The sequence below is a fragment of the Pseudorhodoplanes sinuspersici genome, assembly GCF_002119765.1.
GTDB lineage: Bacteria > Pseudomonadota > Alphaproteobacteria > Rhizobiales > Xanthobacteraceae > Pseudorhodoplanes > Pseudorhodoplanes sinuspersici.
Genome location: NZ_CP021112.1, coordinates 5,505,785 through 5,518,320 on the forward strand (window position 1 = coordinate 5,505,785; position 12,536 = coordinate 5,518,320).

Sequence of the window (12,536 nt, forward strand, 5' to 3'; positions counted from 1 at the left end):
TCATCGAAGCGAAGAAAAGTGACAAGCCTTGACTAAGCCATTAGAGCGTTTTCAAGCGAAGTGGTTACCGGTTCGCGCGAAGAAAACGCGTCAAAACAATGAACTAGGCTTTTCACGCCAACCATGCCAGCCGAATATGCCACCTGTAAAACCACCGACGGTCCCCTGCATGTGCTATTCCTGCAGGGTCCGTCGTCGTTCTATATGGAGCAGGTTGGCCGGCTGCTGATCGCGCGAGGCCACCGCGTATCGCGCATCAATCTACATTTCGGTGACTGGCTGTTCTGGCGCCTGCCGGCGAAAAACTACCGTGGCGGAATCGACGGCTGGCGGACCTACATCGCGCAACAGCTCGATGCCGCTCCGATCACGCATCTCTTCCTGCTGGGCGACCAGCGGCCACACCACAGGATTGCGATCGAGGAGGCCAAAGCCCGCGGTGCCGAGATCATTTGCGCCGAACTTGGCTATCTGCGACCGGACTGGCTGGTGCTGGAACGCGACGGCATGTCCACCTTCTCCCGGATGCCGCGTGATCCTCAAACGATCCGGGCGTTGGCAGCCGGCTACGATAAGCCCGATTTCACCGTCCGGTTCCGGACGCCGTTCTGGCGTTTCACCATGCTGGACATGATCTACAATCTCGGCGCGTTATTCTTCTGGCCGCTTTATCCCGGCTATAAACGCCACGCCATCGATCATCCCCTGATCGAATATGCCTCCTGGGTCAGAAAATTGTGCCGCGCTCCGCTGGAAAAGCGTGCAACACACCGCGTGCTCGAAAAACTCAGAGGCTCCAGTGCTCCAGTCTTTGTGCTGCCCTTGCAATTGTCGACCGACTATCAGATCCGCGCGCACTCGCCCTATCCGGATATGCCGTCGGCGGCACGCGAGATCATCACGTCGTTCAGCCGTCACGCGGCCAAAGGCGCGCGGTTGATCGTGAAAGTGCACCCGCTGGATCCCGGCATCACACCGTGGCGCCGGTTGATCGGCGCATTGGCAACCGAACGCGGCGTCGGCGAACGCGTATTCTATATCGATGGCGGCGATCTCGACGCGTTGCTGGCGAAGGCGGCTGGCTGCGTGACGGTAAACAGCACGTCCGGGCTTGCCGCGTTGCAAGTTGGTTGCCCGCTCAAGGTCACCGGCAACGCGATCTTCGATGTTCCCGGCCTGACCTTTCAAGGATCGCTTGACGACTTCTGGGCGAATGCGCAGCGGCCCGACCGGGATCTGGTCGCCGACTACATCCGGTTGCTGGCGGGAGCCTTGCATATCCGCGGCGGCTATTACACGCAGGATGCGCTCGACACTGCAGTGCCCGCAACCGTGGATCGTCTGGAGAAAGGCCTGCCGTCGCTGCCGCCGCGGCTCTAGATTCCGGCGAGCCCGCTGACCACGGGCGGCTCCTTGCGTAACCGCGACAATTCCTGTGCGGTCAGATCCACCGCCTTTTTGATCTGCTCAGCCGTGTGCCGGGCGGTCATGAAAAAGCGGAGCCGCGCCTGCTTCTCACCGACCGCGGGAAAGATAATCGGTATGACATACAGGCCCTGATCCAGCAGCCGGTTGGCGAGAACCACCGTGGTCAGAGTGTCGCCGACCACAACCGGGATCACTGAAGCGCCAATACTCTGGCCGACATCCAGACCGGCCGCCCGGGCGCGTTGCAGAAACAACGAGCCATTCGCACGCAGCGCGGCGACACGCTCGGGCTCCTGTTCGATCACTTGCAAGGCCGCAAGCGCCGAGGCCGCCATGACAGGTGGCAGACCGACGCTATACACAAATCCCGGACAATGGGTCTTCAGATAGTCGATCAGTGCCTGGCTACCGGCGATGTACCCGCCTGTGGATGCAAACGCCTTGCTGAGCGTTCCCATCCAGATTTCAACCTCGCCCGGATCGATACCCTGCTCTTCCGCGATACCGCGGCCACGTTCGCCGAGCACGCCGTCCGAATGCGCTTCATCGACGAGCAGCCAAGCGTCATAGCGGCGCTTGATGGCGAGCAGACGACCCATATCGGGCACGTCGCCATCCATGCTGTACAGTCCTTCGACGACAATCATCGCACGGCGAAAGCGTGAGCGATGTTCCCGGACCAGCGCTTCCAATGCATCGCAGTCATTGTGCGGAAACACCAGACATGTCGCGCCCGAAAGCTTCGCGCCTTCGATCAGACTGTTGTGGGCCAGCGCATCGGCAAAAATGACATCCTTCGCATTGAGCAGGCAGCCGATGACCGAAACATTCGTGGCGTGACCGCTTACGAAGGAGAGCGCCGCCTCCGTACCGCAGAACTTGGCCATTGCCGCTTCGAGATCATGATAGATGGGCCGCTCACCTGCCGTCGGGCGGCTGGCGCCAACAGACGTTCCATAACGGTCTATCGCCTGTTTGGCGGCTGCCACAATGCGAGGGTCGCCATTGAGCCCTAGATAATCGTAGGTCGAGAAATTCAATGCCTTGTGGCCCTCAACCGTCGTCGTATCGGCGGCGCGCCCTTCGTGCTGACGAAAGAACGGCACATCGATCTTCAGCATGTCCGCGGTCGCGCGCTGTAACTTCAAGGCCTGGTATTCCGGCAGCGCGGAAAAATCGGCCGCACGCCGCACGACCGGCTGCGGGCGATTGCGGCGCGCCGCCTCGGATCGATCCGGCGTGCCCGAAGACCGCAGCTTCTCCAGCAGCTTGTCGGCGGCGGCGCGCTTCGATAGCGGGCTGTTGTTCATAGAATCCGATCCACCGCTTTGGCGCGACGTGCCACCGCGGCGGCCGTGACGGCCACATCAGCCTCGGAAATATCGATCGGCACTTCAATATGCTCCTGGGCCAGAACGGACATCTGCCCGGTCATCACGGCCTTATCGTGATTGCGCAACATCGTGGTCAGCCGCTTGCTGATATCGGTCACCGTCAAACTTGACGTCAACGACATGAGCGGAATTTCGATCCCCATCTTTTCTTCAACTGCCATGCGCAATTCGAGCATCATCAGCGAGTCCATGCCGAATTCAGAAAGCGCCCTGTTCCGGTCAATGTCCCCTGCCGGCAACCGCAACGTCCGCGTAATGCTCTCGGCCATGAGATCCCCGAGACGCTTTTGTACCTCCTCGTCCGGCAATTCACGCAACTGATTCAGCAGCTCCGCCGCCGCAATGGACCCGCCATCGCCCGCCGCGTCATCAAGCTGCAATTCCTTGAAGAGCGGTGTTTTGACGGTCCGAAGTTCCTTGCGCGCCATCGACCAGTCGACGCGTGCAAATTGCACGGCTGCCTGTCTCACGTCGTGCGGATCACAGCGCAGCAAGGCTTCAAGACCATGGAGCGCCTCATCGGCGGACAACGCGGAGCGTCCGAGCCGTTGCGATAACGTCTGGTTCACGGATGCATTGCGGGCGAGATACCCGACATCGCTGATGGCGCCAAAGCCGACCGCCAAAGCGGGCAGGCCTTCGACGCGCCGGCATCTCGCCAATCCTTCAAGAAAAGCGTTGGCGGCAACATAGTTAGTCTGACCGACATTGCCGATCATGGCCGAGACTGACGAAAACAGAACGAAGTGATCGAGATCAAACCGCCGCGTTAGTTCATCGAGATTGACGGCACCTGCGACCTTCGGCGCCAGCACTTGGGCGATCCGTTGGCGGCTCAGATCCTTTGCGAAGGCGTCGTCCAGCACCATCGCAACATGAAAGACGCCTTTGAGCGGCGCTTTGGCGGAATCGAAAGTCTGCAGATAGTGATCGAGCGCTGCTTTATCGGTCACGTCAACGGCGGCAACATGGACCTCAATGCCATCCGAGCGGATAGCATCAATCATAGCAGCCGCGTCTTCAGCAGGCTGACCCGACCGGCTGACCAGATGGATATGGCGCGCGCCCTTCGCTGCGAGCCACCGCGCTGTCGCCAAGCCGAATCCACCCAGTCCGCCAACGATCAGGTAGCCGCCTTCCGGATCAATCTTGAGATCGACCTGAACGCGCCTGACGGGCATTTCCCGCGGCGGGCGGATCAGGATCTTGCCCATATGGCCGGAGCGCTGCATCAAACGAAAGGCCGTTGACGTCTCGCCGGCATCGAATATGCGGTACGGCAACGGCACCAATTCGCCGGTGGCGAACATCGCCATCAGCTCGCCGAACAGCGTCCGGATCAGCGCATCGTTCTTGCTGAGCAGTTGATCGGCGTCGATGCCGAAATACGAGAGATTGTTGCGGAACGGCCGTAAGGCGATATGGGTGTTCTGATAATAGTCGCGCTTGCCAAGTTCGAGGAACCGGCCAAACGGCTTCAGGCAGTCGATCGACCGCGCCATCGCCTCGCCGGCCAGCGAATTCAGAACGACGTCGACGCCCTGCGTCGCCCGCGACACATCTTCGACAAATGACAGGCTGCGCGAGTCGAAAACATGGTCGACACCGAGGTCGCGCAACAGCGCCCGCCGGTCCGGCGAACCTGCGGTAGCAATGATCTTTGCACCGCAAATCTTAGCAATTTGTATGGCGGCAAGTCCGACGCCACCCGCGCCGCCGTGAATGAGAACCGTTTCGCCAGCCTGCAGTCGCGCAAGATGCGTCAACGCATAATGGGCGGTGAGAAACGCAACGGGAAGTGTGGCCGCCGCTTCGGTCGCAACATCATCTGGAATGGGGGCTGCGAAGCGCGCCTCGACGACCACATCGCTTGAAAAAGCATTCGCGGCAAAAGTAACGACGCGGTCCCCAACCTGGAGGTCTGTGACATTCGAGCCGACCGCCGCCACAACGCCCGCACATTCCATTCCGATCGATGGGCCAGTGAAACCATTCTCGAGCGCCTCATCCGGAAGCAGACCAAGACTCCACATGACGTCGCGGAAGTTCAGGCCCGTGGCCGCGACCTTGATCCTGATCTGGTCGGCACCAAGCGCCGGTAACACAGCGCCGCGCCAGGCGAAGCTGTCGAACAGCCCGGACTGGGCAAATTCCAGTCGTAGCGTGTCGTCGGGTTCATCGCGGTCCGGGTTAGCCAGAACGCCTCCGCGAACGACGCGCAACGCGGACATGCCGTCGGCAGCGAGCCTCAGTTCCTTGTCCTCGGAGGGATGCGCAACCGCTTCGGCAATCCTTCCGGCCGCTACGTCCAATGTCATGACCGGATCGATATCGAGACAGCGGATGTCGAGCCCCGGATATTCGTTCTGGACGACACGCGCCGCGGCCCAGAGACCTGTCTGCACCGGGTACGCCGGACGATCGTCCACGATGCCGCCCACGGCACCAGTGCACACGATCCAGAGCCGCAGACCCTCCTTGTCACCCATCGCCTTCGCGAGAGAGATCAGATCCATCGTCAGGCGGGTCAATGTACTGCTCGGGCCTTTGAGTGCCGTCTCGGTATGCGCCACGAATATAACGTCGGTGACCGCAGAATGCGGATCGCCTTTCAGGGCCTTATGGATGCCTTCAAGGTCGACGATCTGGGTCCGGCGGGACGCCCGCATCTCGCTCGCTTGCAGCGGCACAACGCGTACGTCGTCCGCAAGCCCGGTTTCCAGCAATTGGGCCAGAGGTCTGCCAGACTGATCCGAAACGACAATGACCGAGCGCAGTGCCGTGTCTTTTGCGATGACGCGCGGTCTGCTCATGCCCTTGGCATTGATCAGGAGGATTTGGCCATCCGCCTGAACCGTGGCTTCAGTCAAGCCTGCATCATCCAGCGACTGCGCCCAGTCGCGGTCGGACAACAGTGCGCTCATCGGAAAATCGGGACTGACCGAACGCGACCACCACAACGGCGACTGCCCATAAACAAGATCGGCGAACAAAGACGATGAAGGCTCTGCCGCCAGAAGGGCGCCGTCAGCGCGCAGCGCCCCCGCCAGCAGATCGAGTCTGCCCGACGCCGCGGCAACGTGATGCAGCGAACCTGCACAGAGAATGAGATCGTAGCCCGCCTGATCGATCGCCTCATCCCACGCGACCATGCGCAACATTCGGTTATCGAATGGCGACAGACGCATGTCGTCGAGACGATCTTTCCGCAGATCGGTCAGCACAAGGGTTCCGTGCCGCGCGTTGACGGATGATGCAATCTTCACGGCCAGCGGCAAGGTCGATGCGCCAACGACCAGAACGCGCAGCGGCTGCCCGAAAGGCCAATTTTCAAGAATATTCAGCGCAGCATTGCCGACAACATCGACAAGCCGCCTCGCCGCGGGCGAACCACGATCCAGATGATCGAGCAGCGCTGAGCCAAAGCCCGCGCCGGTCTCCAGTCCATCGCGAAGGAGCGGAGGCAACAAATCAGGCAAGCGGGCCAGACAGGTCGCTTCGGCGATCCATGACGGATATCGCGCCGTCAGAACATCGACCAATTCTGCAATCGGGGGCAAATTCGGATCATCTGAAAGCAGCCATCCCGCATCGGTTTCACGCGCGAGGCCGGCGTCGGACAATGTCAACAAAAGTTGGGCCGCCAATGGCCAGGCCGACGTTGCAAGCCGTCCACTTGATGCCAAAGCAGTCAACGTCACCGGACTGTCATTGCCCATCAGAGTCTTGATCGCGGCGAATGCGGCACCTCGCGCACCGGCATCGAGTACAAGCGCAACATCGCCGGCTTCGGTGGTGTCCGGAGCGGCCCGAGATGCATCGAATAATGCGCTCGCCAGACCGTTTTCACATGCCGCGGGCAACGCCGATGCACCGGAGAAATAGTGGTTCCGAACGAAGCTCGTTCCATAAACAAGATCGTCGGGCGTTTCACGCAGGTTGCGCGCGACAATGCGGCATCGTGCCTGGAGCAGTTCGGCCACGACCGTTCCGGCCTGATCCAGCAAAATGAAATCGGCAACCTGCGAACGTGCCGTCGCCGAAGTGACCTTGACCACAACCTGCGTCGCCACAGATCCAGGCCGATAGACGCGAAACGATCCCGCCCGGATCGGCAGCAACAAAGCATCAGGCGGCACCAGAGGGTCGCTCTCGGCCAGCGCAATCAGCACGTGGAAGGCGGCATCGAGCGTGGTCGGGTCCAGAACGAACCGATCCGACAACGGCTCTGCGTTTGTGAATGTGGCGCGCGCCGTCCTGTCTTGACCGATATCGATCGAAGCAATGCGCCGGAAAGCCGGGCCATAAGCGAAACCACGACGCCGCGTCACGTCATACAGGCGTTCCGCATCGAAGCTGTCGCTGACGATGCCTTGCCAGGGATCACACGCGGCATGAGTTACGGGAGACTGCGCAATCTTGGCCTTGGCATTGAACGCAGGCTCCTGCGAACCGGGGCGCAACCGCGAATACATTTCCAGCGTCTGCGTATCGGACGAGAGTTTCGCGGAGATTTCGAACGACCCGACGCCATCGAAGACAAGCGGCTGCAGGATTTCAAGATCGCGAACCTCGATCGCTCCATTACCGAACGTCTCGCGCGCCACGGCGAGCGCCATCTCGATGAAGCCAGCCGCCGGAAATACAGCGGCTTCCTCGACGCGATGATCGCCGAGCCAAGGAAACAGATCCGCATCAATCGACGACAGCCACTCGTTCGAACCATCGCGCAGCTTGTTACCGATGAGCGGATGCGATGGCGGAGAAAAAGTCCGCAGGACCTCGCCCGTATTCTCGATGGCGAACCGGCGCCGCTGCCAAGCATAATGAGGCAGAGCCACCGCCGGACGTTGCACCGGGCCGGCAAAGCGGTCGAGGTCGATGCGGCCGCCAGCGATCAGAACACGCGCCGCCGTCGCCAGGATTTCATCTGTTCCCTCGGCGACATCGCGGCCGAGTGTATTGATGACCGCGCCTTGAAGACCATGGGTTCGCAGCGCATCGTGCAGGTAGCTGCCAAGCACCTGATGCGGACCGATTTCCACCAGCACACGGACGCCGCGTCCGCAGACCGTTTTCATGCCGCCGACAAAGTTCACCGGTGCACGAACATTCCGCCACCAATATTTGGCATCCAGCGTTTCACCGGTCAGCTCCAGGCCGGTGACAGTGGACACGAACGGAATGCGTGACCGCGATGGCTTGAGATCGGCCAGATCGGCCAGCAACTGATCTTCAATGGGGTCAACCAGCGCACAGTGGAACGGATAATCGAGATCGAGGCGTTTGACGCGCCAGCGTTCCTGTTCTGCATAGCCGATGAAGGTGTCGATGACGGCCGTCGGCCCTGCCACCGTGATGCTGCGCTCGCTGTTGATGGCAGCGATTTCCAATCCTTCAAATGCGCCGCGCTCGAGCAGCGATTGCATCTCATTGGCCGAAACGAGAACCGCCGCCATGCTGCCGAGATGGCGTGTGACCTCCTGACGCCGACTGCGGGCGAGCACGACGCGGATGGCGTTGTCGAGATCGAGTGCGCCGGCGCACCAGGCCGCGCCGATCTCGCCGACGCTATGCCCAATGGCCAAACCGGGGTGAAGCCCTCGTTCGGCCAAAGCCTCGACGGTTGCCACCTGGATCGCAAAGAGCAATGGCTGCGCGTAAGACGCGCGGCGAACGTTGGTGGATAATTCTGGTGAATGCAGATCGTCGATGACCGACCATCCGGCCAGAGCTTTGAAACATTCGTCAAACCTCGCGAGCGCTGCGCGAAAGCCGGGATTGGCGGCATAAGCGGCCTTCCCCATTCCCGCCCATTGCGATCCATTGCCCGAGAAGACGAAAGCCACGTCGAGATCGCTGCCGAGCGCGGTGCCGCGCCACGACATATTGGTCGATTGTCCATCACGTTGGGCTGCGAGGCCATCGACCAGATCCGGACTGGCAACGATCATGCGCTCCGGCAACAGATCGCGCGTATGGGCAGCAGCGTTGGCAATCGAGGCTGCGGCAGACTCGTTGCTTTCGGCCATGACCTCTGCGTAACGCTCGGCCAGCGCGGTGAGAGATGCGCCGTTATGCGCCGAGAGGATCAGCGGCGCTGCCGCGTTCGCGGACTTCGGCGCGGTCTTTCCTTTCGCTTCACGCAACACGACATGCGCATTGGAGCCGCCGAATCCGAATGAATTGACACCCGCATGGCGAGGCCCCTTCCCCTTTGGAAGCGGCATGGCCTCGTCGGCGACGCGAACATTCAGCTCATCAAATTTGATATCCGGATTGGGCTCGTTGAAATGCAGCGAGGCCGGCAGCGTCTCATGTTCGAGCGCCATGATGGCTTTCACGACACCTGCAAGCCCCGATGCCGGCTCAAGATGGCCGATATTGGTTTTGACCGAACCGATCGGCAGCGGCGCTGACCGCTTTTGCCCCAGACTTGTTCCAAGCGCGTGCGCCTCGGCGGGATCGCCAACGCGCGTGCCGGTGCCATGCGCCTCGATGAAGGCCAGATCGTCCGGCGAAACGCCGCAGGCATCGTAAACCTCAGTGAGCAAAGCGGCCTGCGCTTCCGATGACGGCAGCGACAAGCCAGTCGTGCGACCGTCCTGGTTGGTGCCAGAACCAACCGCCAAAGAGTGAATGCGGTCACCGTTGCGACGCGCGACATCCTCGGCGCGAAGGACGAGCGCCACGGCGCCTTCGCCGCGGACATAGCCATCGCCCGATGCGTCGAATGCTTTGCACAATCCGGCCGGCGACAGCATCGATGCGCGGGAAAAACCCAGAAACGAAAACGGCGCCAGCAACATATTGACGCCGCCGACGATCGCCGTATCGATCTTGCCCTGGCTGATGGCCTCGAGCGCGAGATGCATGGCGACAAGCGATGACGAACAGGCCGTGTCCACGGTGAAACTCGGGCCATGCAAATCAAAGCAATAGGACAAGCGGTTGGAGATCAGGCTGAGCGTGTTGCCTGTCATCATATGCACGTCGACCGCGCTCGGGTCGAACATGTAGCGCGTGGCGTGATCGGATGACGATGCGCCGACATAAACGCCGGTTTGGGACCCAGCCAGATCCGAGGGGCGCAGCCCGGCATGTTCAAGCGCTTCGTAGGTGACCTCGAGCAGGTGTCGCTGTTGTGGATCAATCTGCGCGGCCTCGCGCGGACTAATGCCGAAAACGGCGGGATCGAAATCCCACACGTTGTCGATCAGTCCGGCAGCGAATGTATAACTGCGCCCCGGAACATCCGGGCCCGCTTTCGGATGGAAGAAGGCATCTGTCGGGAAGCGATCCGGCGTCACACGCGTGATCGCGCAGCGGCGGTCCATCAGAAGTTGCCAGAAGGCATCCCGGCTGCCTGCACCGGGAAACTTGAGCGCATAACCGATCACGGCGACCGGACGCCGGCCGTTTCGAGATTTTGATGTCCTATTCAATTCGCCCCACCCGGCTGCCCCACTAGCCGACGAATGCTCCTGGCCATATTCGCAACTTTAGGATGTATCCCGCCGCCGCTCCAGCGATCAAGATCAATTCTCCAAAATATCCTGTACCGTCCGAAGATGCTCCTCCCATGTCACGGCGCGATAACCAAGAGTCGCGTCTTGCATAGCACCCCGTCTTTCGGATGAGAGCGCAGCATAATCGTCTATCGCCTTGAGCCAGGCCCGCCCATCGAGCGGATCGAGATACTCGGCGTATTGCTTTCCAACTTCCCGGTGCGCAGGAATATCGGACGTCACGACCGGTACTCCGAGCGCCAATGATTCGGCGATGGGGAGCCCAAATCCTTCAATCAGCGATGGCGCCAGCAAAGCCCGGGCGCCCCGCAGCAAAGTCGCCAATCCCACGTCGGCCAATTCCCCCAGTTCGACGACCGTCGATGCCAGTGTAGGACTTCGATCAATCAGGTCGGTGGTATTCTCACTGTGGCGGCCGCGGCGTCCGATAATCACAAGCCGCGCGCGTGGAATAGAGGATGCTTGTATCCATGCCTTCCAGACATGCAGGAGAAATGACAAGTTCTTGCGCGACTCCAGTGTACCGACGACCACAAAATACGGAATGTCACTGTGAAATTTCGAGCCCGCTCGGAGAAATACGTCTTCCGTCCCCAGCGGCACGACGGCACTGAACGGGCGCGGCAGCTGATTGCCGGTGACAAAATCGTCCCACGCTATCTGCGTCGCGCGTGAATTGAATATGACGACATCCGCCTGCCGGGCGACCGTTTCCATGCGCATCCGGTGACGCTGATCCTCGCCCGGAAGAAAATATTCAGGATGGCTTATCGGGATCAGGTCATGGATGAGAAACATGCTGCGCAAGTTTCGGCGGGCCTTCATCCACCGCAGCCGCGCCGGATTGTGCACATTGATGTGGGAGACGTGCAGATACCAGCCGCGCTCCGCCGGATGTGGCAAGCGGCCGGAAATACCGTTAAGCGTGGCTTCGACGTAAGCCCGGCGAATCATGCCGCGTGCAACAGCAGCGTTCCCGTCATCACTAGCGCTCTCACTGATCGCCGGACGCGGCCCTTCCGCGCCGATCGGCGAGCGCAAAACCTCGCAAAGATTATGCCAGGTCGGACCGGACGGCACGGTATCGGCAGACAGCCATCTGGCCTCCGCCACTTGCATCAGCTCTTGGACAGTCCGTCGCGAGAGCAAGCCGGTATTGACCGGCGTTGTAACCAGGGCGCGGATATTCTCTCTGGAATCTCCTCCGAGATAATGCCGCGCATATGCGAATTCGACGCGATCAATACCCGTCGGCGTCCTCCGGTGAAGACGCGACAGCAGCCGCGATACATCGATCGTATGCCCCGAACTCACCGTCGCTTCATCCAGCGAAAAACGCCGTATGTTCGGAGCAGCCCGTTTTTGCTACCAGAAACCGGAACGAAATAAACGCCGCCAGACATCGATGATGACAACCAGCCCCTTTGCCGAAGAGCGCCTCGTAACAAACATCGAGGACTGTTACTTCTATCATACGATGGATATCCCTGGACATGGCATCGTTGAAGGAGAATGGGATCTCCGCGCGAACATCGGCAATTATCTTGGCGGATACGATTTTCAGGGCCGGCGCGTCCTCGACGTCGGAGCCGCGTCAGGGCTTCTGACATTTTTCGCCGAAAAAAAGGGAGCCAGCGTCGTTTCCTATGATCTGTCCGAGCATCATTCGTGGGACGTGGTTCCCTATGCGAACGCAGACCTGACCAAAATCGACACAACGCGGCGTGGCCATATGCGTCGCATCAATAATGCCTACTGGCTCTGCCATCGTCTGCTCGGCTCGCACGCAAGAGCGTCATACGGCAGTGTCTATGACATTCCAAAGACGATCGGTCCGGTCGATGTATCGATTTACGGCAGCATCCTGCTGCATTTGCGCGATCCCTTCCTGGCGCTCTCGAGCGCGGCCGGATTGACGAAATCGACCATGATCGTCGCCGACGTCTGTCCGTTCGGACGGCTCGGGCAGTTTTTGGCCAATCCCAAGTTTATCCCCAACCCCGCACGGTGTTCTCCCTGGGATACCTGGTGGAACCTGCCTCCGCGCTTGATCCAGAAGTACCTGGCAATCCTCGGCTTTCCCCATTCGGAGGTGACCTGGCATCGCCAGCTTTACCAGCACAAGCCAAAGACACTCTACACAGTCGTCGGACATCGCGATAAACCCTGATATGCCGATGTCACG

General features: G+C 60.5%; 5 protein-coding genes. 2 read left to right on the forward strand and 3 right to left on the reverse strand.

The window, feature by feature from the left end; genetic code table 11:
* Positions 1-123 precede the first annotated feature (123 nt).
* Positions 124-1,380: a capsule biosynthesis protein gene (locus CAK95_RS26800; RefSeq protein ID WP_086090730.1), complete on the forward strand. Its 1,257-nt coding sequence runs from the start codon at positions 124-126 to the stop codon at positions 1,378-1,380.
* Here the strand turns inward: CAK95_RS26800 and CAK95_RS26805 are convergent.
* The 3 genes from CAK95_RS26805 to CAK95_RS26815 form a co-directional block, all read right to left on the reverse strand.
* The gene (locus CAK95_RS26805) at positions 1,377-2,738 is read right to left on the reverse strand and encodes an aminotransferase class I/II-fold pyridoxal phosphate-dependent enzyme (RefSeq protein WP_086090731.1); all 1,362 of its coding nucleotides are present in this window, start codon (positions 2,736-2,738) and stop codon (positions 1,377-1,379) included. The two genes, CAK95_RS26800 and CAK95_RS26805, sit on opposite strands and share 4 nt — an antisense overlap.
* Entirely contained in the window at positions 2,735-10,267 is a 7,533-nt protein-coding gene (locus CAK95_RS26810; RefSeq protein ID WP_086090732.1) for a type I polyketide synthase, read from the reverse strand. Before CAK95_RS26810 ends, CAK95_RS26805 begins: the two co-directional genes overlap by 4 nt.
* A gap of 93 nt (positions 10,268-10,360) precedes the next feature.
* Positions 10,361-11,470, reverse strand: a complete 1,110-nt coding sequence (locus CAK95_RS26815; protein WP_210190727.1) for a glycosyltransferase family 4 protein — start codon at positions 11,468-11,470, stop codon at positions 10,361-10,363.
* Positions 11,471-11,756: 286 nt separating this feature from the next.
* Between CAK95_RS26815 and CAK95_RS26820 the strand changes: the two genes are divergently transcribed.
* The gene (locus tag CAK95_RS26820; RefSeq protein ID WP_157699757.1) at positions 11,757-12,521 is read left to right on the forward strand and encodes a class I SAM-dependent methyltransferase; all 765 of its coding nucleotides are present in this window, start codon (positions 11,757-11,759) and stop codon (positions 12,519-12,521) included.
* Positions 12,522-12,536: the final 15 nt, after the last annotated feature.